General features: G+C 64.9%; 24 protein-coding genes and 2 pseudogenes. 13 read left to right on the plus strand and 13 right to left on the minus strand.

Annotated features, from left to right (window positions below; genetic code table 11):
• The first annotated feature begins 23 nt into the window (after window positions 1-23).
• From DU478_RS23805 to cobS, 6 genes are all read left to right on the plus strand, one after another.
• Entirely contained in the window at window positions 24-566 is a 543-nt protein-coding gene (locus DU478_RS23805) for a hypothetical protein (protein WP_446307333.1), read from the plus strand.
• Window positions 485-922, plus strand: a complete 438-nt coding sequence (locus tag DU478_RS23385) for an NAD(P)-dependent oxidoreductase (protein WP_446307359.1) — start codon at window positions 485-487, stop codon at window positions 920-922. Before DU478_RS23805 ends, DU478_RS23385 begins: the two co-directional genes overlap by 82 nt.
• A complete protein-coding gene (locus DU478_RS18465; protein ID WP_233501415.1) occupies window positions 909-1,718 on the plus strand; it encodes an Ldh family oxidoreductase in 810 nt (269 codons plus the stop codon). The genes DU478_RS23385 and DU478_RS18465 overlap by 14 nt, the downstream gene beginning before the upstream one ends.
• A 234-nt stretch (window positions 1,719-1,952) precedes the next feature.
• Window positions 1,953-2,234, plus strand: a complete 282-nt coding sequence (locus DU478_RS23390) for a type 2 periplasmic-binding domain-containing protein (protein ID WP_233501416.1) — start codon at window positions 1,953-1,955, stop codon at window positions 2,232-2,234.
• Window positions 2,225-2,398, plus strand: a complete 174-nt coding sequence (locus DU478_RS23395; RefSeq protein ID WP_233501418.1) for a tripartite tricarboxylate transporter substrate-binding protein — start codon at window positions 2,225-2,227, stop codon at window positions 2,396-2,398. Before DU478_RS23390 ends, DU478_RS23395 begins: the two co-directional genes overlap by 10 nt.
• A 176-nt stretch (window positions 2,399-2,574) precedes the next feature.
• Window positions 2,575-3,318, plus strand: a complete 744-nt coding sequence (gene cobS / locus DU478_RS18475) for an adenosylcobinamide-GDP ribazoletransferase (protein ID WP_114512444.1) — start codon at window positions 2,575-2,577, stop codon at window positions 3,316-3,318.
• A gap of 326 nt (window positions 3,319-3,644) precedes the next feature.
• Here the strand turns inward: cobS and DU478_RS18480 are convergent.
• Window positions 3,645-3,827: pseudogene (locus DU478_RS18480) on the minus strand (DUF1403 family protein); the annotation flags it as partial.
• 156 nt (window positions 3,828-3,983) lie between these two features.
• Here DU478_RS18480 and DU478_RS18485 point away from each other — a divergent pair.
• Window positions 3,984-5,099, plus strand: coding sequence for a tyrosine-type recombinase/integrase (locus DU478_RS18485; RefSeq protein WP_114512445.1), 1,116 nt, complete (start codon window positions 3,984-3,986; stop codon window positions 5,097-5,099).
• A gap of 356 nt (window positions 5,100-5,455) precedes the next feature.
• Here DU478_RS18485 and DU478_RS18490 read toward each other — a convergent pair whose 3' ends face one another.
• Both DU478_RS18490 and DU478_RS18495 read right to left on the minus strand, forming a co-directional pair.
• Window positions 5,456-5,860, minus strand: coding sequence for a PIN domain-containing protein (locus tag DU478_RS18490; RefSeq protein ID WP_114512446.1), 405 nt, complete (start codon window positions 5,858-5,860; stop codon window positions 5,456-5,458).
• On the minus strand, window positions 5,850-6,077 hold the full coding sequence (locus DU478_RS18495; RefSeq protein WP_114512504.1) for an AbrB/MazE/SpoVT family DNA-binding domain-containing protein: 228 nt from the start codon (window positions 6,075-6,077) through the stop codon (window positions 5,850-5,852). The genes DU478_RS18490 and DU478_RS18495 overlap by 11 nt, the downstream gene beginning before the upstream one ends.
• Window positions 6,078-6,294: 217 nt before the next feature.
• Between DU478_RS18495 and repA the strand changes: the two genes are divergently transcribed.
• The 3 genes from repA (at window position 6,295) to repC (ending at window position 9,871) form a co-directional block, all read left to right on the plus strand.
• Window positions 6,295-7,482, plus strand: coding sequence for a plasmid partitioning protein RepA (repA, locus tag DU478_RS18500; RefSeq protein ID WP_114512447.1), 1,188 nt, complete (start codon window positions 6,295-6,297; stop codon window positions 7,480-7,482).
• The gene (gene repB, locus DU478_RS18505) at window positions 7,479-8,477 is read left to right on the plus strand and encodes a plasmid partitioning protein RepB (RefSeq protein WP_114512448.1); all 999 of its coding nucleotides are present in this window, start codon (window positions 7,479-7,481) and stop codon (window positions 8,475-8,477) included. Before repA ends, repB begins: the two co-directional genes overlap by 4 nt.
• Before the next feature lie 182 nt (window positions 8,478-8,659).
• Window positions 8,660-9,871, plus strand: coding sequence for a plasmid replication protein RepC (repC, locus tag DU478_RS18510; protein ID WP_114512449.1), 1,212 nt, complete (start codon window positions 8,660-8,662; stop codon window positions 9,869-9,871).
• Window positions 9,872-10,505: 634 nt separating this feature from the next.
• Here the strand turns inward: repC and DU478_RS18515 are convergent.
• From DU478_RS18515 to DU478_RS18530, 4 genes and pseudogenes are all read right to left on the minus strand, one after another.
• Entirely contained in the window at window positions 10,506-11,735 is a 1,230-nt protein-coding gene (locus DU478_RS18515) for a tripartite tricarboxylate transporter permease (RefSeq protein WP_114512450.1), read from the minus strand.
• 1 nt (window position 11,736) lies between these two features.
• Window positions 11,737-12,186 carry a tripartite tricarboxylate transporter TctB family protein gene (locus tag DU478_RS18520; protein ID WP_114512451.1) on the minus strand — a complete coding sequence of 150 codons (450 nt, stop codon included), beginning with the start codon at window positions 12,184-12,186 and terminating at the stop codon, window positions 11,737-11,739.
• 3 nt (window positions 12,187-12,189) lie between these two features.
• A pseudogene (locus tag DU478_RS23740) lies at window positions 12,190-13,140 on the minus strand (tripartite tricarboxylate transporter substrate binding protein).
• Window positions 13,141-13,173: 33 nt separating this feature from the next.
• Window positions 13,174-13,905 carry a GntR family transcriptional regulator gene (locus tag DU478_RS18530; protein ID WP_114512452.1) on the minus strand — a complete coding sequence of 244 codons (732 nt, stop codon included), beginning with the start codon at window positions 13,903-13,905 and terminating at the stop codon, window positions 13,174-13,176.
• Window positions 13,906-13,986: 81 nt separating this feature from the next.
• On the opposite strand from DU478_RS18530, the gene DU478_RS18535 reads away from it, so the two are divergent.
• The gene (locus tag DU478_RS18535; protein ID WP_114512453.1) at window positions 13,987-14,781 is read left to right on the plus strand and encodes an amidohydrolase family protein; all 795 of its coding nucleotides are present in this window, start codon (window positions 13,987-13,989) and stop codon (window positions 14,779-14,781) included.
• Window positions 14,782-14,866: 85 nt separating this feature from the next.
• On the opposite strand, the gene DU478_RS18540 is transcribed toward DU478_RS18535, so the two are convergent.
• Genes DU478_RS18540 through DU478_RS18550 form a run of 3 tightly spaced genes read right to left on the minus strand, consistent with a single transcriptional unit; the run spans window position 14,867 to window position 18,690 of the window.
• Window positions 14,867-16,297, minus strand: a complete 1,431-nt coding sequence (locus DU478_RS18540; protein ID WP_114512454.1) for an NAD-dependent succinate-semialdehyde dehydrogenase — start codon at window positions 16,295-16,297, stop codon at window positions 14,867-14,869.
• Complete coding sequence (locus tag DU478_RS18545; RefSeq protein ID WP_114512455.1) at window positions 16,294-17,346, minus strand: tartrate dehydrogenase; 1,053 nt, start codon at window positions 17,344-17,346, stop codon at window positions 16,294-16,296. Before DU478_RS18545 ends, DU478_RS18540 begins: the two co-directional genes overlap by 4 nt.
• A gap of 18 nt (window positions 17,347-17,364) precedes the next feature.
• Window positions 17,365-18,690 carry an NAD(P)/FAD-dependent oxidoreductase gene (locus DU478_RS18550; protein WP_114512505.1) on the minus strand — a complete coding sequence of 442 codons (1,326 nt, stop codon included), beginning with the start codon at window positions 18,688-18,690 and terminating at the stop codon, window positions 17,365-17,367.
• A 169-nt stretch (window positions 18,691-18,859) separates the two neighbouring features.
• On the opposite strand from DU478_RS18550, the gene DU478_RS18555 reads away from it, so the two are divergent.
• Window positions 18,860-19,354: an Lrp/AsnC family transcriptional regulator gene (locus tag DU478_RS18555; RefSeq protein ID WP_114512456.1), complete on the plus strand. Its 495-nt coding sequence runs from the start codon at window positions 18,860-18,862 to the stop codon at window positions 19,352-19,354.
• 2 nt (window positions 19,355-19,356) lie between these two features.
• On the opposite strand, the gene DU478_RS18560 is transcribed toward DU478_RS18555, so the two are convergent.
• The 3 genes from DU478_RS18560 to argE all read right to left on the minus strand — a co-directional run bounded on the left by DU478_RS18560 (window position 19,357) and on the right by argE (window position 22,453).
• Window positions 19,357-20,265, minus strand: coding sequence for a 2-hydroxyacid dehydrogenase (locus DU478_RS18560; protein WP_114512457.1), 909 nt, complete (start codon window positions 20,263-20,265; stop codon window positions 19,357-19,359).
• Window positions 20,266-20,369: 104 nt separating this feature from the next.
• Window positions 20,370-21,206 carry a GNAT family N-acetyltransferase gene (locus DU478_RS18565; protein WP_158545811.1) on the minus strand — a complete coding sequence of 279 codons (837 nt, stop codon included), beginning with the start codon at window positions 21,204-21,206 and terminating at the stop codon, window positions 20,370-20,372.
• Window positions 21,207-21,328: 122 nt separating this feature from the next.
• Entirely contained in the window at window positions 21,329-22,453 is a 1,125-nt protein-coding gene (gene argE, locus DU478_RS18570) for an acetylornithine deacetylase (protein ID WP_233501421.1), read from the minus strand.
• Window positions 22,454-22,654: 201 nt separating this feature from the next.
• Between argE and DU478_RS18575 the strand changes: the two genes are divergently transcribed.
• Window positions 22,655-23,320 (plus strand): haloacid dehalogenase type II, encoded by a 666-nt coding sequence (locus DU478_RS18575; protein WP_114512459.1) that lies wholly within the window; start codon window positions 22,655-22,657, stop codon window positions 23,318-23,320.
• The last annotated feature ends 1 nt before the right edge of the window (window position 23,321 follow it).

Raw genomic sequence — 23,321 nt, forward strand, 5'->3', positions numbered from 1 at the left:
TGAAGATCGTTGTGTCGGAATTCATGGACGAAACCGCGCTTCAGGGCGTCGGGCCGGACGTGGAGATGCTGTACGATCCGACGCTGGTCGACAACCGCGACGCGCTTTTCAGCGCGCTCGCGGGGGCCTGCGGACTGATCGTCCGAAACCGGACACAGGTCGACAAGGCGCTGCTGATTGCAGCGCCTGACCTGCGTGTCGTGGGACGGCTCGGGGTCGGCCTCGATAACATCGACCTCGACGCCTGCAAGGACCGCAACGTGCGGGTCAAACCGGCGACCGGAGCAAACACGCTTTCGGTGGCGGAATACGTGATTTCCGCGACGCTTATGCTTGTGCGCGGAGCTTATACCTCGAACGCCGCGATGGTCGCGGGAGAATCGCCCCGCAACGCGCTGATGCCTCAGGCCGGACCATGGGGCTGGTCGGCTTTGGCGAGATCGCCCGCGCCGTGGCCGAACGGGCCCGCGCGCTTGGCATGTAGATTGCCGCCTACGATCCTTTTCTTGCCCGGGACAACCCCGATTGGCAGGGCGTCACGCGTTGCACGCTGCCGGACCTGCTGACGACTGCAGATGTCCTGTCGCTGCATGTACCCCTGACCGAAGGGACTCGCGGCCTGATCGACCGAGAGGCGATCGACCGCATGAAACCGAAGGCCATCCTGATCAATACCGCGCGCGGAGGGATCATCGACGAGAAGGCCCTGGCCGCCGCACTGCGCGACGGACGCCTGGGCGGCGCGGCACTGGATGTGTTCGAAGATGAACCGCTGCCCGCCGAAAGCGGGGCGATCTTCGACGGCGTGCCAAATCTCGTCCTGACCCCGCATATCGCCGGCGTCACGCAAGAGGCCAATGTCCGGGTCAGCGCGGTGACGATCGAGAATGTCCGCCAGGAGCTTGCGCATGCCCGGACCTGACAAGACCCTGCCACGAGACGAGGCAGAGGCCATCGTCGCCCGCGTCTTTGAAACGGCAGGGGCATCGGAACAGAGCGCCGCGAGCACGGCGCGCGCCCTGGTCGCGGCCGAGATCGACGGACAGAAGGGGCACGGGTTCTCCCGCGTGGCGTCCTACGCGGCACAGCTGCGCAGCGGCAAGATCGCCGGCACCCATGTGCCGACAACCGAAATCAGAGGCGCGCGAATCGACATCGACGCAGGCTGCGGCCTGGCCTTTCCCGCCATCGACCTGGCGCTCGATGCGCTTCCCGCGCTCGCACGCGGCAACGGCGTGGCCATGGCAGCGATCCGGCGTTCGCATCATTGCGGGCAGCTTGGCGCACATGTCGAAAAGCTCGCCGAAGCCGGATGCATCGCGCTCATGGTCGCCAACACGCCCAAGGCGATGGCCCCCTGGGGCGGGAACGCGGCCCTGTTCGGCACGAACCCGATCGCCTTCGCCGCGCCGCGCGACGGGCATCCGCCACTGGTCATCGACCTGTCGCTGTCCAAGGTCGCCCGTGGCAAGATCATGGCCGCCGCCAAGGCCGGCGAAGCGATCCCCGCAGGCTGGGCACTGGACGCGGACGGCAACCCGACGACCGACCCTGCCGCCGCGTTGAACGGCACGATGGTCCCCGCGGGCGACGCGAAAGGCGCCGTCCTGGCGCTGGTCGTCGAAATCCTTGCAGCGACGTTGACCGGGGCCAACCGATCCGACGAAGCCACATCCTTTTCGATGCCGAGGGTGCCCCCCCCGGTGTCGGCCAGATGATCCTCGCCTTCGATACCGGCCGCGCGCCGGACTTCGCGGCGCGCCTAGAAGGACTCATCGCCGCCATCTCGTCACAAAAGGGCACCCGGTTGCCTGGCCAGAGGCGTCTGGAGGGACGCCGTGCATCGCGTGGAGGAGACTGCGTGACCGTCCCAGGGCACCTGATGGAGGAGATAGAGGCCATGGCAGGCGCCTGAGCCTGCCGGACACACCCAATTGACAGGGAGGAAACCAATGAGAAAAACGACACTTTTGGCCGCAATGATCGGCATGACGGCCGGGCTCCTGCAGGCCCCCGCGGTCGAGGCGCAGGACTTTCCGCCGGGCAAGGTGGATTACATCATATCCTTCGGACCGGGCGGCGAATCCGACATCACGGCGCGCTTCCAGCAGCCATTCTTCGAAAAGCTCTACGGCGAGCAACTCGTGGTATCCTACAAGCCGGGTGGCGGTGGTGCCGTCGGCTGGTCGCAACTCAATTCCATGGCCGCCGACGGATCGGTATCATGGGTGTGAACCTGCCCCACACCATCGTGAAGCCCAAGCAGGGAAATGTCGGCTTTGAAACCGAAGACATCACCAACTTCTACATGTTCCACTACACGCCCGACGCAATTGTCGTTAAAGCGGACAGCCCCTTTCAGACGCTCGACGACCTGATCGCCGCCGCCAAGGCATAACCGCGCAGGGTGACGTTCTCGGGCTCGGGCAAGGGCACCGCCAACCATCTCGTCTCCGTCAGGTTCGATGAGCTGGCCGTGGTCTGCCCCCATCGGGTGGTCCGGTTTGATTGTTAGTGCATCGTTGGCCGCTGGTCCAATGGAACGAAGCTTTCTGGCGCGGGTGGGCGATAGCCATGGACCGCCTGCACCAGGTCCGTCTGGCCATGATGATGCTCACTCGGGTGCCGATGGGGCGGCTGCCGGACCCGGCTCCGACGCTTGCGGCGTCGGCCTGGGCGTTTCCCTTCGTCGGGATCGCGACCGGCGGCGTCGGCTGGGCCGCTCTGCAGGGCGGTCTTGCGCTTGGGCTCGCGCCCGCTCTTGCGGCCTTGCTGGCACTTGCGGCGGCGACCTGGGTCACGGGTGGCTTGCATGAAGACGGGTTTGCCGATTTCGCCGACGGGATCGGCGGCGGGCGCGACCGGGACCATTGCCTTGAGATCATGCGCGACAGCCGTATCGGCAGCTACGGTGTGGTTGCGCTGGTCCTGATGATCGCGATGAAGGCCGCCGCTCTGGCCCAGCTCGGCCCGCAAGCGTCGCTGGCGGCCTTTGTCCTTTTGGGGCTGGCCAGTCGGCTGCTGATGCTGGCGACGCTGATCTGGGTGCCCCCGGCGCGCACTGACGGGCTTGGACGGACGGCATCCGGTGTTTCCGCGAAGGCCTTTGTTTTCGGCGCGCTGGCAACGGCGCTTTGTGCGCTGATGCTGGGCCCATCCATCCTGCCCGGTCTCCTGGTCATGGCCCTTTCCGCGGCTCTGCTGGCATCGCTGGCCTATAAACGCATCCAGGGTCAGACCGGAGATGTCCTGGGCGCCGTGCAGAGCGTGTCCGAGACTGTCGGATGGGTTGCAGTGTCGGCGCTGCTTGTCGGTTGAAGCTTGCCCCAGAGCGTCGCACAACAGATTACCGAGCCGAACAGGCCGCCTGCCGACCCTGGAGCCCGCTTCGCAACCTTGACCGTCGCATATCGCAGGCGCCCGGGACGACCGGCGACACTCGCGCTCCGGGTCCAAAGCCTGCAACCCGGACACGAGACGTCGAAGGGGCTTTGATGATGTGACAGCCCCCCGACGGCATCGATGTGCCAAGGTGGGACTGCAACGATCCACATAGGAGGACGGCCATGTCGGAGATTATCACGATCGGGCCCGATCTGGCGAAGAATGTGTTTCAGGTGCATGGGGCCGATGGCGCCGGTCGTGCGGTCCCGCAACAAGGCGTGGGGTACGTCCGCGCATCCTACCACAACATGCAGGTGGCTCAGCGCCGCGCCCGACAAAAACGCAACATCTTCAAGGGTTTCAGCACGCGCGGAGGTGACCCAGGCAGGCATCCGGGATAACGTGCCGGGGTCGCTGATGTGATCCAGCTTTGCAAATGTCATGCCCGAAGCCTACGCTTCAGCGGCGCTTTCTTTCAGAAAATAGCACAAAAACCGCCCCGCCTTGCGGGATCTATTTATGTCCAATAACATTGCCTTATCGGACACCAAAGGATATACTGCGGAACAGTTCAATTTCACCGCCGGAGTCACTGGAAAATGCCCTCAGAGACCGAGCAATCGACGTTAGCGCCCTCTGGTGAGCCGGATGGTGCTCGCATCGACGAGAGAGATCAAGAAGAAGGCGATGACATCGCCCTGCCCGCCCATGTCGCCGGATCCGGGACGCTCGATCGACTGGTGGACACGGCGCGCGACTATGCACGCGCCGCGGCCTCGGACAACACACTGAAAGCTTATGCGAAGGACTGGGCGCACTTTACCCGCTGGTGCCGGATGAAGGGCATGGAGGCGCTGCCTCCGTCACCGGAAATGATCGGGCTCTATCTCGCGGATCTGGCCTCCGGATCGGGCCCCTTCCCGTCGCAGTCGGCGTCCCGACCCCTCTCTGTTTCGACAATTGACCGACGCTTGTCCGGTCTCGCCTGGAACTATGCACAGCGCGGCCTTTCCCTTGATCGCAAGAACCGACACATCGCCACGGTGCTGGCCGGAATCAAGCGAAAGCGCGCGCGACCGCCGGTTCAGAAGGAAGCGATCCTGGCGGAAGACATCCGCGCGATGGTCGCCACCCTGCCCTACGATCTGCGCGGGATGCGGGATCGCGCAATCCTGCTCCTCGGCTACGCCGGAGGCCTGCGCCGGTCCGAAATCGTCAGCCTCGATGTCCATAAGGACGACACGCCGGACTCGGGCGGATGGGTCGAGATCTTCGAAAAAGGCGCCCTGCTGACGCTGAACGCCAAGACAGGCTGGCGCGAGGTCGAGATCGGCCGCGGCACGTCCGAACAGACCTGTCCCGTACACGCGCTGGAACAATGGCTGCACTTTGCCAAGATCGACTTCGGCCCGGTCTTCGTCGGCACCTCGCGGGATGGCAAGCGCGTCACGGAAACCCGGCTGAACGACAAGCATGTCGCGCGGCTGATCAAGCGCACGGTTCTCGATGCCGGCATCCGGTCCGATCTGCCCGAGAAGGACCGGCTCGCCCTCTTCTCTGGACACAGCCTGCGCGCCGGTCTCGCCAGTTCCGCGGAAGTCGACGAACGCTATGTCCAGAAGCAGCTCGGACACGCTTCGGCCGAGATGACCCGCCGCTATCAACGCCGCCGGGACCGGTTCCGGGTGAACCTGACCAAGGCCGCCGGTCTATAGTCATCAGCCTACGGTCGTTGTTGCGCGGAGGCCCGGAAACACAGCTCCCGGTTTTATCCGGCGGATCGGCAATGCGCGGATCTGATGCAAGGATCAGCCCCCTGCCCCGGTCCTGCGTTCTGCGGGATGCGTCGGGATTTTCGAAGAGCACGCCTTGGCCGGCAATCGCACGCGGCTTGTCCTTGCCCGCATCCCGGAGCCGGTCGCCAATGGCCCCCTGCCCCGCCACCACCGTTGCACACAAAGCCGCCTGCTGGGCACCGTGAACGAACCCACGTCGCGCCGACGCACACGCCGGCAGCGTTCATCGGTCAGGATGCCGCTGGAACGGGCCGAAAGGTCCGAGTTGCTCTAAGTCAGGCGTTTTCCGCGAACGGATTCACAAGCCGAAGTTGCCCCTCCACCAAAAGCCCATGATGCATGTCTTCGGTGTAGAGCGTCGTGCAGCCCGCGATCAGTGCCGCGGCAACGATCATCGCGTCATAAACGGAGAAACCATAACGTTCCGCCAAGGCTTGCCCGACCTCGTGCGTCTGAACGGTCAGATCCTCGACCTGACATAATGCCCGGACACCCGCCAGGAACGCGGCCGTCTCATCCCAGCTGAGGCCCCCCTTGCGTCGGCAATTCACCATCGCTTCGTTCAGGACCTGTACGCTGATCCGCGGCCCCTGTCCCAGGATCACCTCGGCACGATCTGCCTTGGGTCCGTCATCCAGCAGGTAAAGGACGATATTCGTGTCGACGAACTCAGCGCTCATGCGCGGCGTCGCGGCTCAACCGCTCTTCGGCGGGCAACCTGCCCCGGAACCGGCGCAGCCCTTCGAGCACCTCGTCAGCACGGGGTTGGCGTTGCACCCTCAGAGCACCGTTGTCCGCCAGCAGGTCGATCTGGTCACCCTCTTTCAGTCCGAGCTTGCGCACCAGGTCCGCGGGTAGGCGGACAGCAAGGGAGTTGCCCCATTTTGCAACCTGCATCTTTACCTCCAAGGAAATGATATACTTCTTAATATGTATATCCTTCCCGGGGTTAAATCAAACATCTTGACCAGATATGCCGTGACTTGTGTTCGATCTGGGCAAGGGCACTAAACCTAGAAAAAGCTTGCACGAATCTGACTCCTTCGGCAATAGTCACGGAAAAGGGCGGCTAAACGCCGAAATCCGTGAACACGCCGCGGGCGCGAGAGGGCAGATGAGCAGAGACGACGTACAGGAAGACCTGAATGCTGTCATCCGACAACATTCCGAATTGCTCGCGGCCCAACTGCACTCGCAACGCGAGAGTCTGTTTCCGCCCGATGCGTCAAAGTCTATGCGCAAATTCACCTCTGGTGAAGCTGCGGCGTTGTTGGGCGTCAACGATTCCTATCTCAGGAAGCTGCACCTGGATGGCAAGGGGCCCTCGCCCGAGATTACATCGGGAAACCGGCGGCATTACTCCGCAGAAGACATTCAGAGCCTGCGAGCATTGCTGGAAAAGACGGCGCGGAAGCCAGGTGACTACCTTCCCGGTCGCCGTCCGGGTGATCACCTACAGGTCATCGGCGTGATGAATTTCAAAGGTGGCTCGGGAAAGACGACCTCGTCGGCGCATCTGGCTCAGCGGCTTGCCCTCAAGGGATACCGGGTTCTTGCAATCGATCTCGATCCACAGGCGTCGCTGACCACCTTGCACGGGGTTCAGCCCGAATTTGACTTGCTGGACGGCGGCACGCTCTACGATGCGATCCGCTACGAGGACCCCGTCCCGATCGCGGACGTCATCCGCAGAACATACATCCCGAATCTCGATCTGATCCCCGGCAACCTCGAGTTGATGGAGTTCGAGCACGAGACGCCTCGCGCGCTCGCCCGAGGCAACGCCGGCCTGTTTTTCTTCCGCGTGAAAGAAGCTCTGGCCCAGGTCGATGACCGATACGATGTCGTCGTGATCGACTGCCCGCCGCAGCTCGGGTTTCTGACCATGTCCGCGTTGTCGGCCGCGACGGGTGTTTTGGTGACGATCCACCCTGAAATGCTCGACGTCATGTCGATGAGCCAGTTCCTCCGGATGACGGCCGATCTGATGGATGTCATCGCGGACAGCGGGGCCGACATGTCCCACGACTGGATGCGCTATCTCCTGACGCGGTACGAGCCGACCGACGCGCCCCAGAACCGCGTCGTGGCGTTTCTGCGCACGATGTATGGCGACAAGGTTCTGAACGCCCCCATGCTCAAATCCACCGCGATTTCCGACGCAGGATTGACCAAGCAGACCCTCTATGAAGTCGAGCGCAGCGCATTCACGCGCAGCACCTACGATCGGGCCATCGAAAGCCTGAACGCGGTAAACGACGAAATTTCTCATCTCATTCAACAGACTTGGGGACGGCCATGACGGCAAGCAAGAAAAAGCGCATGTCCATGCTCGACAGTCTGGCAACCGCGGGAACACCGGCTGCGCCGGGCAGCATGATGTCAACCAACCGGGCCTTGCGCTCGGCCCGCGATGCCGTCGATGCCCATCATGTCTGGGAGCTAGATCCGGACGAAATCGAAGACGGCCGGGTGGCCGACCGGCTCGATCCCGAGGATGTGCACGACCTTCGCACCTCGATCGAACAGAACGGGCAGACCGTGCCCATCCTCGTGCGGCGCCATCACACCGAAAGCGGTCGCTACCTTCTCGTCTACGGACGCAGACGGCTGGAGGCGATCCGCAGATCCGACAAGGTACACAAAGTCCGCGCGCTTATCGCAAATCTCGATGACAGCGCTGCCCTTCGCGCCCAGGTGTCGGAAAACACCGGTCGGCGCGATCTCAGTTATATCGAGCGTGCGCTTTTCGCACACGACCTCCTCGACAGCGGTTTTGGCTCCCAGGCGCAGATCGCGGAGGTCCTGAATGTGACCCGCTCGGCGGTGTCGATGTCGGTCTCGGTCGCCAAGGCAGTTGGTGCCGAACTCGCTCAGGCGATTGGGCCGGCCCATGGGGTCGGTCGGCCGCGGTGGGAGGCGCTGGCCAAAGAGCTTTCCGACGGTCGGATCGATCCGGGTGAACTTTGTCAGATCGCTCTGAATGCGCGCGACAAGGCCGCCGCCGGCGAACAACCTTATGACGCCGAGGAACCACAAGCCGATCCATCGGTGGCGGCGTTCGAGGCCGTAGCGCGCCGCCTCAGGAAACCCGCCGGTCAAGCGCGGGGCGGGGAATCGCGCTCTAAAGCAAAGGCGCTGATGATCGGCGGGGTATCAGCAGGCACGATCAAGAAGTCAGCCCGAGGCGTGCGTCTGGACCTGACACATGTGGACGACGGCTTTGCAGATTGGCTCGAAAGCCAGGCGCAGGACGTCGTTCAAGAGCTTCACGCGCGTTGGAAGCGCGAGTCGTGAGGAGAGGAAGAGCAGCAATGAAAAGGAGGCACGACACAGGCTAAAGAAAAGGTCCCGCAAAGCTTGCGCTCCACGAGACCCAGACTTTGATCTTTGCACTTTCAAGGTAATGGGCCAGCGCAAAAACCGCAAGTCATATGTGATTCGCGGAACCGTTTTTCTATGCCTTCGTGAATGAAATCATGGAATACACACCGATTTCGCCGTTTATGCGGCCGATCTCGCACGCCCATCTGAGTGTGATCGAGACGCCCGAGGGATCGCCACCGGGCAAGCCGATCAATAAGTGGGAGCTTCTTCGGGAGCTGTCCAAGGCCCAGGCCGCTTTTGGCGTCTCCGAACGCGATCTGACGGTGCTTCAGGGGCTTCTCAGCTTCTTTCCAGACGACGCGCTTGGTGGAAATGCCGAGATGGTCGTCTTTCCGTCCAACAAGGCGATCTGCGAGCGGCTGAACGGCATGCCGTGCTCGACGATGCGGCGTCATCTCGGCCGGCTGATCGATGCCGGTCTGCTTGTGCGGCGCGACAGTCCAAACGGAAAGCGCTACGTCCGCAAATATGGCGACGAGCGCGTGGCCTTCGGTTTCGACCTCTCCCCGCTCTATTGCCGCTCCGAAGAGATCGGGCGGGCGGCGGAAGCCGTGCGCGAAGCGGAGAACCGTGTCAGGCGGCTTCGGGAAGTTGTGAGCCTCATGCGCCGGGACCTCGCGGCACTGGCCGAATTCGGTGAGCAGATGCAGCCGAGCCTCGGCCTGTGGGATCAGTTGCGCGACACCGCCGCCCTGACCGCCCGCGCCCTTCGACGCAAGTTGCGGCTTGGTGATCTGGAGCAGTATCGAGAAGCGCTTGAAGCCCTGCTCGACCAGGCACGCAACGTCATCGACGGCCCTGAAACAGAAGAAATGATCACCAGTGATGTCCGGATTGAGCATCACCATCATAATTCAAATAAAGAATCTTTAGAATTTGAACGCGGCTTGGAAAAAGGCAAGGAAGCAGGCGGCGTTCCAGATGACCCGACCGGAACGCCTGAGACGAGCGTTGAAGATCTTGATCGGCAGCCAAAGCCAAAGATCCCGCTGCATCTGGTCACCACAAGTTGCCCCTCGCTCAAGACGTTCTATGACGGAGAGGTCCGACACTGGCACCAACTCTTCGATGCGGCATGCCATATTCGGCCAGCCATGGGCATCAGCTCGTCGGTCTGGGAGGAGGCTCAGCGATGCATGGGGCCGGAACAGGCATCTATCGTTGTAGTGGCAATGCTGGAACGCTTTGCGGACATCAGATCGCCCGGCGGCTACTTGCGGGCACTATCGGCGAAGGCGGCAGCGGGTGAATTCTCTTGTGGACCGATGGTCATGGCGCTCTTTGGCAGACGGAGCGCGGCATGAAGTTCACAGCTGTGAACGTCCTCGGTAAAGACAATCCCGCGCCGGAGTTCACAGCTGTGAACTATCGCCATTGTGTCGTGGTCGAGGGCAGGGAAAGGGGTGAGTTTTGAGGGCCTCGGGATGTGCGATCGGGAAAGTGGCCTCCGGCGCCCGGGGTGGGCCGATCCAGAGCCTGAGTGCCCGGCCCGTTCGGGATGTTGAATGTCCCGTGACCGTCAAGTTCGAAATCCCCGCTGGCCATCGCCGATCCCAGGCCCTGACTTTCCTCGTAAAGCAGCGCCGGAAATTTTTCCCAACGGCCCTTGCCCCATTCGGACCTCTTGTCACCGAAAAGCTTCAGGCTGCGGCCGAAGCCACAACACCGGAGGGCAGCAAATGGACCAAGATTTCGCTCGGCTCGCGTCCTGACGCCAGCCAAGGCTTGCGCCGACAAGGCGGAGACCCGGCGCCGATGACGGATGAGGAAGGCGCGGCGCATGCCAAGCAACTTGCCGGGCACCGAGCGCTCGAAGAGGAATGCGCCGGCAAGCACGCGTGCCCGGAAGAGACGGACGTGGCGACGGAGACGCTCGAGGCCTGGCCGCTGACCGTCGATGCGCAAGAGCGCGGGCAGCGGCTTCAGAGCCGCTGCCGCTCAGGTGGTCGGGGGAATGTCGGTGCTCCGACGGCGGCGGAGCACCCTGATCAACGGCCAGATGACGATCAGAAGCGTGAGGACCGCGAGCACGGCGGAGAGGGGACGTGTGAACAACTCCGTCGGATCGCCCCGGCTTATGAGGAGCGCGCGGCGGATACTTTGTTCGGCCATGGGGCCAAGGATCATCCCAAGGATGATCGGCGCCAACGGCACGTTCACCTTTTCAAGGAAATACCCCGTCAATCCGGCCCCCAGCATCACCCAGAGGTCGACCATCCTGCCATTGATGACGTAGACTCCCACGCACATCAGGATCAGGATCGCCGGCACCAGCAGCACGCCCTGCGGGTTGCCCTTGCCAAAGCTGTCGGGATCGTCCGAGGCGTTCTTGACCGCGTTGTAGCTGAGGAAAGCGGCGATGTTGCCGCCCGCGCCCGGCAAGATGCCGACGCCGATGCCCGAGGCGCGCAGCCATGTGGGGAACAGGCCGCGCAATTCGCCTTTCGCAAAGGGCGCATCAGCCAGCTTCAGCTGCGCCGCCGACAGGCCCATCAGGTCCCGCTTTTCCGCCAACTGCAGAACCGGGGGCAGGGCATAGAGGCCGACAAGCACCACGATCAGGTCGAGCCCGCCCAAGAGCCATGTTTGCCCGAAGGTGAAACGCGCCTGGCCAGAGAGATTGTCGATGCCCATGGTGCCGATCAGCAGGCCGAGCACCGCGGCCATGATGCCCTTGATTGGGTCCGACCCCACCATGACCCCGACCGAGGCCATGCCGAAAATCGCGATCCAGAAATATTCGGCCGGCCCGAAGAAGAGCGTCAGCCGCGCCAGGATCGGCCCCATGGTCATCAGCGCGATGGCGCTGGCGATGCCGCCGATGGCCGACGACCAGCAGGCGATCTTGAGCGCCTTGGAGGCTTCGCCCCGGTCGGCCATCGGAAAACCGTCGAAAGTGGTGGCGATGGAGGCGGGTGTGCCGGGAATACGCAGCAGGATCGCAGGGATCGCGCCGCCGTACATCGACCCGTTATAAATACCCGCGACCATGGCCAGCGCCACCAGCGGATCCATGGAATAGGTCAGGGGCAGCAGCAGCGCGATGGCCATGACCGGATTGAGTCCCGGCAGCGCGCCGATAAAGACGCCAAGCAGCGTGGCACCCAGCATGGCCGTCAGCGGCCCGAAGGCCATGACCTGGGTGAAGGCGTTCACGTAAAAGTCCATGTCATCCCCCTGCCGTCAGAAGGGACAGGATCGCTTCGCGTGGAAGCGGTTTGTCGAGAAGAACCGAGAACACGAGGTACACGAGCATGATGAAGACCGCCGCCACGACCAGCGCATAGACGATCCTGCGGAACCCCAGGGCCAGCGGCATGGCCAGCATCACCAGGAAGGAGGCCGTGTAGAACCCCAGCGGCACCACAGCCGCCACGTAGACTGCGGCAACCACGGTGGCTATGATCATCTGTGCGGGCGCGTCGACCAGCGGGCGCGGTTCGTTGCGGGCGGAGCGGATCACCTTGATCACCACCGCCGCGCCGAGAAGCGTCAGGATCAGGCCCAGGGCCATTGGATAATTCCCGCTGGCGCCGCGGTACTCGGTAGCCATCCAAGCGGCGCCCAAGCCGATCCCCGAGAAGATCAGACCGACGACGATATCCTGACGCTTTTCCATTGCTTACAGACCGAGGGCTTTGGAGACTTCGGCCAGCGCGTCGTATTCCGACTGCAGACGGGCGCCGAGGGCGTCTCCCTTGACTACGTTCGGGACTTCGCCCTTCGTGGCGAGGAATTCGACATAGCTCGGATCGTTCACGGCCTCGTCGATGGTCGCGGCCAGCTTGGCGACGATTTCTGGATCGAGGTCCTTCGGGCCCAGGATCGCCCGCCACAGCAGCGTTTCCTTGTCGGCCATGCCAAGCGTCTCGAGACCCGAAGCCCCGGAGAGGGCGGGGACGTCGGCGGCAGAAGTCACCAGTGGGCATTTCGCCTCGCCGTTCTCGACGTAGGGCAGCACGGTCGAGATCGAACCGCCGTAAATGTCGACATGACCGCCGAGAAAGTTCTGAAGTGTCTCGCCCGCGCCGCCGAAGGGGATGGCCACGGCCTGAATGTCCTGCGCCTGGAAGATGCGTTCCGCGGCCAGTTGCATGGTGCCGCCGATGCCGTCGTTGCCGTAGGTGTACTTGCCGGGGTTCGCCTTGAGCTCCGCCAGGAATTCCTCGCCCGTCGTCGCCGGGAAGTCAGTCTTGACGCAGAGCGTGTAGGCGGTTTCCGAAGTCGAAGCGATCGGAGTGAAGCTGTCGAGCTAATAGGCCACGTTCTGCACCTGCGGAACTGTGGTCAGCGGGCTGTTCCAGGTCGCGAACAGCGAATAGCCGTCCGGTTTCGCCTGCATGAACTGCGATGCGCCCACCGAACCGCCGCCGCCGCCCACATTCAGGATGGCGATGGACGTGCCGAGTTTTTCTTCCAGCAGAAGCGCCAGTTTCCGGGCGCTGGTGTCGGTGCCGCCGCCGGCCCCCGCGGGTATCGTCAATTCGATGGTGCGTTCGGGATATTCGGCGAATGCGGGTGTCGCCAGGGTTGCGGCGGCCGCGAGGCTGACAAAGGTTGCCTTGATAGTCATGATCTCTCTCCCTTGATGATCAGGTGTATTGGGTCAGTTGATTTCGCTGCGATAGCGGAAGCCCAGAGCACTGCCGCTCGCGATGCGCCATTCGATCGGTGTATCCTCGATGTCAAAGGCGGTGCGTTCGATGATGGCGAGCGGGTCGCCCGGCTGAATGCGCAACTGCTGCGCGACGGTTTCGTTTGCCGTGCCGAAGGACACTTCGTCGGTGGCGCGCTTCACCAGCACGCCGAAGTGTTCAAAGTAAAGCGGGTAGAGCAGGGGCCCCAGGGCCGGTTCGGGCAGCGTTTCGAATCCCTCAAAGCGCGCGGTCGGAATGTAGATCTCCTCGAAGAGCACGGGCTGGTCGGACAGGCTGCGCAGGCGCACGATCTTGATGACCTCGTCGGTCCCGAGCGCGGCCGCCGCGGCTTGCGGCGCCTTGACCGCGCTGCGCAGGATCAACTGGCTCGAGGGGATCGAGGGGGCAGAGCCGTCGCTCTCGCGCATCGCGAAGAACCGGAACAGGGTGGCGTTGAAGGACGGTCCGCGCAGATAGGTGCCAGAGCCCTGGCGCCGTTCCAGCAGACCTTCGTCAACCAGCCCATCCACCGCCTTGCGCACGGTGCCGACGGACACCTTGAACTCCCGCGCGAGCCGACCTTCGGACGGGATCGGCGTCTCAGGCGTCCATTCGCCCCGCGCGATGCGCGAAGACAAGCTGTCGCGGAGCCGGATGTAGGCCGGAAGCCGCATGTCGCCGGCTGCGAATCCATCAATCATCGTTGTCCTCCCTTTCCAAGCGATAAGCCAGATTGACCCCTCCAGTCAACTAGTCATATATATGATTTTGAGGAGGCGCCCATGATTCAGTTCGACTGTCACGCTCATGTCTATGAAACGGTGCGCGCTGTGTCCGGCGCCAGATACGTGCCGGATCACCCCGCGCCGCTGTCGGAGTGGCTTGGGCACCAAGCGACCCGCGGCCTCGGCGGCGGCGTGATCGTTCAGGTCAGTTTCCTGGGCACCGACAATTCCGAGATGTGCTCGGCCCTGGCCGGGCTGGACAGGACACGGTTCGCCGGAGTCGGGGTTGTCGCGCTGGATGCCAATGCCGAAGAGCTGGAGAGGCTGGCCGCCGCGGGCATGCGCGGCGTCCGGTGGAACCTTGTCGGTGGCGCGCCCGTGCCGGATCTGAAAGCCCCGTCGGTTCAGGGGTTAATCGCAAAGCTACGCGCGCTTGGCCTGCATCTAGAGATTCATCTGGAAGGGCCGGCCCTGGCGCCGCTTCTGCCCGCGCTGACGGACCTGGGCGTCGATCTCGTGGTCGATCATTTCGGGCTCCCGTCAGAGCCGGATGCGTCGAAGGACCCGCTGGTCCGCGCCGTGGCCGGTCTTGCGGACCGCGAGGCGCTTTTCTTCAAGTTCGCGGCGCCCTACAGGCGGCCTTTCGACATCCGCCCGCATGGCTTGGCGTTGCTGAACCTGCTGCCCCCGGGCCATGTCGTCTGGGGCAGTGATTGGCCGCATACGCAGCATGAAACCCGGACAAGCTATGCGGAGTGTCAGGGCCAAGCTGCGGCCTGGGCGCGGTGCGGCCTCTCGGACCGCCGCGCCGCAACACGGCTATACGGTATTGGCGGCGATCCGGCGCGGTAAAGTCAAGAGCCCCGCCGGCAACCGCCGGAACATCGCAAGAGGCGGAACGTGCCCTGTCCGAACCGCCGGCCAGGGCACGATTCGGTCAGAGACCGCCGAAATGCATCGCCTTGGTTTCGAGATATTCTTCGATCCCTTCCTGACTGCCTTCGCGACCGAGTCCCGAGGCCTTGACGCCCCCGAAAGGCGAGACCTCAATGCTCAGCAGGCCGGTGTTCAGCCCCACCATCCCGAACTCCAGCGCTTCGCCGAAGCGGAAGGCGCGGGACATGTCGCGGGTGTAGAAATAGGCCGCAAGGCCAAAGGGCGTGCCATTGGCCAGCGCCTCCTCCTCCGTCTCGAAACGGAAGATCGGCGCGACGGGGCCGAATGTCTCCTCCGATGCAAGGCGCATCTCGTCGGTCGCACCGGACAGAACGACCGGATCGGCATACTGCCCCGCCAGGTCGCGCGTGCGGGTAGCGCGGGCCGCGCCACGGTCCAGCGCATCGGCGACATGGGCGCGGATCTTCTCGATTGCGGCGGGGTTGATCATGGGGCCGATGTCCGTCCCGTCCTCGGTGCCGGGGCCCACGCGCAGCGCATCGACCCGCGCGGCGAGCGCGGCGACAAAGGCATCGTGGATGCCCGCCTGCACCATGATCCGGTTGGCGCAGACGCAGGTCTGCCCGCCATTGCGGAACTTCGACTGCATCGCGCCCTCGACCGCCGCATCGAGATCGGCGTCGTCGAAGACCACGAAGGGGGCGTTCCCGCCCAGCTCCAGGCTGAGCCGCTTGAGCGTTGGGGCGCATTGTTCCGCCAGGAGCGCACCCACGCGTGTCGACCCGGTGAAGGACAGTTTGCGCACCACAGGGCTGCCGGTCAGCGCGCCGCCGATGGCCTCCGGCCGGCCGGTCAGCACGTTGAGCACCCCGGCCGGAATCCCGGCGCGTTCGGCCAGAACCGCAAGGGCCAGTGCCGAATAGGGCGTGAAGTCGGACGGCTTGATGACCATGGTGCAGCCGGCCGCCAGCCCCGGTGCCACCTTGCGGGTGATCATGGCGATGGGAAAGTTCCAGGGCGTGATGATCGCGCAGACGCCAACCGGCTCTTTCAAGGCAAAGATCTTCTTGCCCTCAGTGGGGGAGGGGATGATCTTGCCGTTGATGCGCCGCGCCTCTTCGGCAAACCAGCGCACGAAGCTGGCGCCGTAGGCCACCTCTCCGCGCGCCTCGGCCAGCGGCTTGCCCTGTTCCGCGGTCAGGATCTGCGCCAGGTCCTCGGTATTGTCGAGGATCAGACGATACCATGCCATCAGCAGGTCCGCCCGTTCCGCATGGGTGCGCGCGGCCCAACCCTTCATCGCGCGCTCTGCCGCCGCGATGGCTTCCTCGGTGTCCGCCGCGGTGCAGTCGGGCAGGTCGCCCAGCGGCTCTCCGGTTGCCGGATTGGTCACGGTCAGGCCGGGGCGGGCCCGCCAGTCGCCGTCGATCAGCGCCGCGTTGCGGAAGAGGTCGGGGTTTTTGAGGGTCATGCTTGGGTCTCCAGTGCGGTGAGGATCGCTGTGGTGATGTCATCGGTGGACTGCTGGCCCGGGCGTGTGCCGATGCCCTGTCCGGTCGCGGTTTCCGTGGCGGTCAGGATGGCTTTCGCCGCCGCGGCCTCGCCCAGATGGTCCAGCATCATCGCCGCCGACCAGATCGCCGCGATCGGGTTGGCGATGCCTCGTCCGGCGATATCAGGGGCCGAGCCGTGCACCGGCTCGAACATCGAGGGGCCACTGCGGTCGGGGCAGATGTTGGCCGAAGCGGCAAAGCCCAGCCCGCCCTGGATCGCGGCGCCCAGGTCGGTAAGGATGTCGCCGAAGAGGTTTGAGGCCACCACCACGTCGAGGCTTTCCGGCGCCATCACCATGCGCGCGGCCATGGCATCGACATGCATCATGGCCATGGTCACATCCGGATAATCCTGCGCGACGTGGCGGGTCATCTCGTCCCAGAAGACCATCGAATGCTTCTGAGCGTTGGACTTGGTGACAGAGGTGACATGCCCGCGCCGCGCCCGGGCCTGATCGAAAGCAAAGCGCAGGATGCGTTCGACGCCGGTGCGGGTGAAGATCGCGGTTTCCACCGCCACCTCGTTCGCCATGCCCTGATGGACCCGGCCGCCCGCACCGGAATACTCGCCTTCCGTGTTCTCGCGGATGCACAGGATGTCGAAATCCTTGGCCTTCAGCGGCCCCTCGACACCGGGCAGCAGCCGGTGCGGGCGGATGTTGGCATATTGGTTGAACGCCTTGCGGATCGGCAGCAGCAGCCCGTGCAGAGAGACCGCATCGGGCACCGTTTCCGGCCAGCCCACGGCACCCAGCAGGATCGCGTCGAAGGTCCGGAGCGTGTCGATCCCGCCCTCGGGCATCATCGCACCGGTTTCAAGGTAATGCGCGCAGGACCAGTCGAACTGCTGCGAGGTGACGGCGAAACCGTGCCGCTGGGCGGTGGCTTCAATGACCGTCATCGCGGCCGCGGTGACGTCCACGCCGATCCCGTCGCCGGGGATCACGGCCAGATTGTAGGTTTGCATGTGTCGCTCCGCCAATGGTCAGAAATCGGAAACCTTGCCCCACTGGCTTTGCCCGAAACGGGCCAGCCGGTATTGGGCTGTTTCGGTGACGGGGGTCCGGGCCAGCACCATGTCGGCGACCAGATGGCCGACGCCCGGACCGATGCCGAAGCCATGGCCCGACAAGCCCGCCGCCAGCACGAGGCCGGGAATGCCGATGTCGGCGTCGATGACCGGCACGCCGTCCGGGGTGCTGTCGATATAGCCGCCCCAGCTGGCCTGAACCTCCGCCTTTTTCAGTTCGGGCATCAGGGCGCGGGCGCGCTCAAGTGTCTGGGCGATGACCGTGGCATCCGGTTTCGGATCGAGGATGCGCGTGCGCTCCATCGGCGTGGGCCGGTCCAGCGCCCAGCGTTTGCGCGTCTCGAAACCCGCGGCCCAGGCCTGGGTGCCGCCGGGGCGCAGCACGCGCCAGCGCCGGGCGAACATCGGCAGGAAATGTCGCATGCCCAGGATCGCGCCCGGCGTCGGATCGAGGTTCGCGCGCCCCGAGGTGGCCAGCGTATAGCCGCCATCGGCCCGGCGCGTGACCGTCACCGGCCTGGTATGCAGGGCGTCGGGCAGGCCCGTCACGCCCGGCGCGACCGACAGGATCGAGCTGCGCGCCGAAGCCTGCGGAAAGAAGATGCCAAGCTGGCGCAGAAAGCTTGCCGCCCAGGCGCCGCCCGCCACCACGGCGGAAGGCGTGCGCACCGTGCCGCGTTCGGTCACAACCGCCGAAACGCGGCCGCCGCTGCGTTCAATGCCCCGCGCGGCGCAGCTCTGCACCACATGGCCGCCCAGCTTTTCGACCGCCTGTGCGATCAGCGGCGCCGCCCGCGCCGGATCGGCGGTGCCGTCGGTGGGCGACCAGACACCGCCCTTCCAGCGCCGGCCGGTGGCCGCACCGCGTGTCGCGGCCTCTTCGGCGCCGAGCATGCGGGTGTCGATGCCTTCGCCGCGTGCGAAGCGGCCCCATTTGGCCCAGCCTTCGATCTCTGCCTCGTCATTGGACAGGTAAAGCAATCCGCAGCGGCGGAACCCCAGGCTGTCCCCGATCTCCGCGCCCATGCGTTCCCAGAGGTCGAGGCTTTTGGTCGAGAGCGGCAATTCGCGGGCGTCCCGGTTCTGCTGGCGACACCAGCCCCAGTTGCGGCTGGACTGTTCGCCCCCGATCACTCCCTTTTCGAGCAGGACGACCTTATGGCCCGCGCGTGCCAGCCAGTAAGCGGTACAGACGCCGACGATCCCGCCCCCGATCACGACGCAATCGGCTTCGGGCGGCAAGGTGTCGGACGTGGTTACGGCGAGGCGCGGCGCGGACATGGGCAGACCTTTCATTTGGATGGACCCTAGCCGGGGCCCGGCAGCGCGTTCTTCTGCAATCGCCCGTGCAAACGGCATTTCCTTTTGAAACACGGTGGTAAATAAGGTGTCGTAGCACACCATTCCGGACGGGCAGTCCGCCTCCCTGATCCCGACCCAAGGAAACGCAATGAAGCCGGCCTACAAGCTCGACAGGATCGACGTGAAAATCCTTGCGGTGCTGCAACGCAATGGCCGCATCACCAATGTCGAGCTTGCCGATGCCGTGAACCTTTCGCCCTCGCCCTGCCTGATGCGGGTGAAAAAGCTGCAGCAGGCGGGCTATATCTCTGGCTATTCGGCGCAGATCGACCTGGCGCGCCTGGGCTCGACCATGACCGTCTTTACGGAATTCACGCTGAAGAACCATCGGCAGATCGACTTCGCGCGCTTCCAGGAGGCGCTGGAGAAGATCGACAGCTGCGTGGAATGCCACCTGGTGTCGGGTGGCTACGATTACCTGGTGAAGTTCGTCACCAGCGGGATCGACGACTACCAGTCGATCGTCGAAGGTCTGATCGACCGCGAGGTGGGCGTCGACATGTATTTCAGCTTCGTGGTGCTCAAAACGCCCTTCGCCCGCCAGCATATCGATCTGACCCGGCTGTTCAGCGATCTCGACTGATCCTAATAGCCGCGCGCCCGGTCGACGAGGCCCGGAACCGGTGTGCCGTCGCGCAGCGCCCGCATGACCGACAGCGCATGCCGCGCGCCTTCGGTGGCATCGGTCTGGGCCGCCACATGCGGGGTGACGATCACGCGGGGATCCAGCCACATCCAGTGGTCCGAGGGCAGCGGTTCGGGATTGGTCACATCCAGCATGACGGACGAGATCTGACCTGCGTCCAGCGCCGCGCGCAGCGCGTCGGTATCGAGATGCGCGCCACGGCCCGCATGAACGACGCAGGCGCCCCGGGGCAGGGCCGAAAGTGTCTCGGCGTTCAGGATGCCTCGCGTCTCGGGCGTCAGCGGCAGCAGGCAGATCAGCACATCGGACCGCGCCAGGAACCTCTTCATGTCGGAAGCCGCGAACATCGGCACCGCGCCGTCTGTGCCGGACCGCGAAAGCCCTGCCACATCGAAGCCGAGCGCCTGCAGGCTACCGGCGGTCAGCGTTCCGATCCGTCCCATGCCCAGGATGCCGACCCGGCGCGACCCGGCCAGAGCGACAGGGTGGCTTTGCCAGGTGCCCGCCCGGCCCTGATCCAGGTATCGCGGCATGTCGCGGTGCAGCATGAGCGTGGCCATCACCACCCAGTCGCGGACCATCGCCTCGATCCCCGGCGCCAGGGTGCGCGACAGCGCCACGCCGTCTGGCAGGGGCGGAAGATGGTCGACACCCGCCCCGACGGAGATCACGGCGCGCAGGTTGGGATAGCGCGACAGATCGGCGGGCGGCACCCAGCAGGCGATCGCCGTCACCTGCGCCGGATCGGTAACGGCCTCTTCTCCGGGGATCAGGGGCAGCCCTTCGGCGGCAAAGAGCGATTGCCAGACCGGCAGCCGGGCGGGTGTGGAGGTGAACAGCAGGGCCATCAGAGCGTCTCCTTGCGCACTGCCCGAGAGACGGGCGTGAGAATTGGGCAGTTCGCCGCGCCGGTCAGGCGCGAAGATGCCGGGTGGCAGAGCGGCGCATCCGCTCAGCCGAGGGCCTGGGACACCAGCGCATGGGTCCGGTATTCGGACGTCGTGCGCGCCTTCACACCGCGCACCATGGGCGTCCCGGTTCCGGTGACGGCGAGGCCGAGCCCCTCGATGAAGGGCACCAGCCCCAGATCTTCGTAGACGTCGATGCGCAAGGGCTGCCCCGCCATCCGGCAGGACGCCGCCGCCATCAGCGCCCGGGCCGCGGCCGCGTCGCGAGCCACCACCGGACCCAGCACATGACCCCGGCCGAACTGGCGCAGCATGGCAAAGCCACCCTCGGCGGTCAGCGTCTCGCCCGTCTCGGCGATCCGCGCGAGCAGCGCGCCGCGCTCCATGCCGCTTGCGGCGAAATCCATCTCCGCCAGCCGCTGCGGATCGGCCGGTCCGACCTGCACGTCGCATTCGGGCGTTGCCGCCCGGGCCGTTCCGCCCATCTGGATGATCCCGCCACTTTCGACGAAGCCGAGCTTGCGGTAGAGCGGCGTGCCCTCCGGCGTCGCGACGAGGCGCATCTCGCGGTCTTCCGCCTGCGCCATCGCCGCTTCCATCACCTTGCGGCCCAGGCCGCGGCCGCGCATGGAATCGTCGACGATGATCATGTTCAGCGTTGCCACCGGGCCATGCAGCGAACACAGGGCCGTGGCGACCACTTGTCCGTCGGCCAGGCCGATCACGCCGCGGGAGACCGACAGGTTCAGCGCCCAGTCCTCCACCCGATGCGCCCAGCCCACGGCCGTGGAAAGCGCCTGCGCGGCCTCCAGATGGGCCGGCGTGAATGCGACGATCTCGACGGCGGAGAGGGCGGGGGAGGGGGTGTCACCTCTGGTCATGGTAGCGGTCCTGCTTCGTTCCCCCGAAGCGTAGCGGTCCGGCCGTGGCATCATTGGCTTGATCGCGGCGGGCGGCGGCAGTTTCGGTCAGACTGCGCCGGGCAAGGCCGCAGAAAATGCCGTCACGCGGCGAGGCTTTCCCCCAGCTGCCGGATCAGCGCGCAGGCGGCCTGCAACTCGTCGCGGTGCAGGTGCTCTTCCGGCTTGTGGGCGCGCGAGATATCACCCGGACCGCAGACGATGGACGGGATTCCCACCGCCTGGAAAAGTCCCGCCTCGGTGCCGAAGCTGACAGCATCCAGCGGGCGCTGACCGGTGAGGTCGGCAAGGCGTTCCGCCAGAGGGTGGTAGGCCGCGAGTGCCAGGGCGGGATAGGTGGAAATCGTGTCGCAGCGGGCACCTGCCGCCTCTGCCGCGTCGCGCACGGGTGCAAGCAGCGCCATCGGATCGACCCCGGCGATGGCGCGGGCCTCGATCTCGGCCACCGCGGTGTCGGGGATGATGTTGAGCGCCTGCCCGCCGGAAAGCGTGCCGATCTGCAGGCTGGACCAGGGTGGCGCGAAGCGCGTGTCCTGCGCGCCCTGTGTCAGCGCGGCGGCCTGGGCGACAGCGGCCTCGAGCACCGGCACCAGCGCGTGAATGGCATTTTCTCCCAGATCGGACCGGGATGAGTGGCCCGCCGTTCCCGACGCGGTGACGCGGATCGCGGACTTTCCCTTGTGCGCCAGCACCGGAACCAGGTCCGTCGGCTCACCGATGATCGCGCCCTGCGGCGGCGCGCAAAGATCGGGCAGCGCCGCCAGCAAATGCGGCACGCCGCGGCATCCGGCCTCTTCGTCATAGGAAAGCGCCAGGTGGATCGGCACCGGCAGGTTCATCGCCGCTAGTTCGGGCACCATGAAAAGCGCGGCGGCGACGAAGCCCTTCATGTCGCAGGCTCCGCGTCCGATCAACCGCCCCGCGTCCTCTCGCAGGACGAAGGGATCGGCCTGCCAGCCCGGTTCCATCGCCGGGACCACATCAAGATGGCCCGAGAGGACGAAGCCCGGCCTGTCGACCGGCCCGATGCTGGCAAAAAGGTTGGACCTGTCGCCCTCGGGACCGGGCAGCACATGCGCGACGATCCCCTGCGCGGACAGCCAGTCGCGGACGAACTCCACGATCGGGGCGTTCGGCCGACCGACCACGCTGTCAAAACCGACCAGCCTGGCCAGCATCTCATCCACGCTCAGGGGGTCATTCGTCATGCCATTTCTCCTCGGTTGCATCGCCGCGGACACCATGCGCGATTTCGGTCGGGCGGCGGAGCCGACTTCCGGCGGCGTCCGGCACGCTCTGCTGCAAGGCACGATGCAAACGCAATTTCATGCCTCTGGCCGGGCGAAGCCAGCACCTCTTTGGGCCGAGAGTGTCGATGCTGAAGGGAGGACACCACATCGGAGATACCCATGACCTTCCGCCCCAAGTTCATCAGTTTCGACTGCCACGGCACCATGATCTATTTCGACATGGCCGGGGCGGCGCGCGACCATTACGGCGCGCAGCTGTCGCCCGAGCAAATGGACGTCTTCATCCGCGATTTCTCGGCCTACCGGCTGGACGAGGTCCTGCAGGATTTCAAACCCTACGCCGAGGTTGTTCACAACGCGCTCGAACGCACCTGCAAGCGCAACGGCGTGGCCTTCGATCCGGCGGTCGCTGCGGAGATCTATGACCGCGTGCCCACCTGGGGACCCAACCCCGACGTACCCGCTGGCCTGTCCCGCGTGGCGGAAGAATTCCCGCTGGTGGCGTTGACGAATTCGATGAACGAACAGATCCCGGATAACATCGCCAAGCTCGGCGCGCCGATCGCCCATGTGCTTACGGCGGAAAGCGCCGGCGCCTACAAGCCGCACATGCAGGCCTTCGAGTATATGTTCGACACCCTGGGCTGCGGGCCGGAAGACGTGCTGCACGTCTCCTCAAGCTTCCGCTACGACCTGATGACCGCGCATGACCTGGGCATCACCAAAAAGGTCTGGGTCAATCGCGGTCACGAGCCCGCGAACCCCTATTACGGCTACACCGAGGTGCCGGACGTGTCGCACCTGCCCGCGGTTCTGGGCCTCTGAG

It is taken from the genome of Thalassococcus profundi, from assembly GCF_003344785.1.
In the GTDB taxonomy this organism is placed as follows: Bacteria; Pseudomonadota; Alphaproteobacteria; order Rhodobacterales; family Rhodobacteraceae; genus Puniceibacterium; species Puniceibacterium profundi.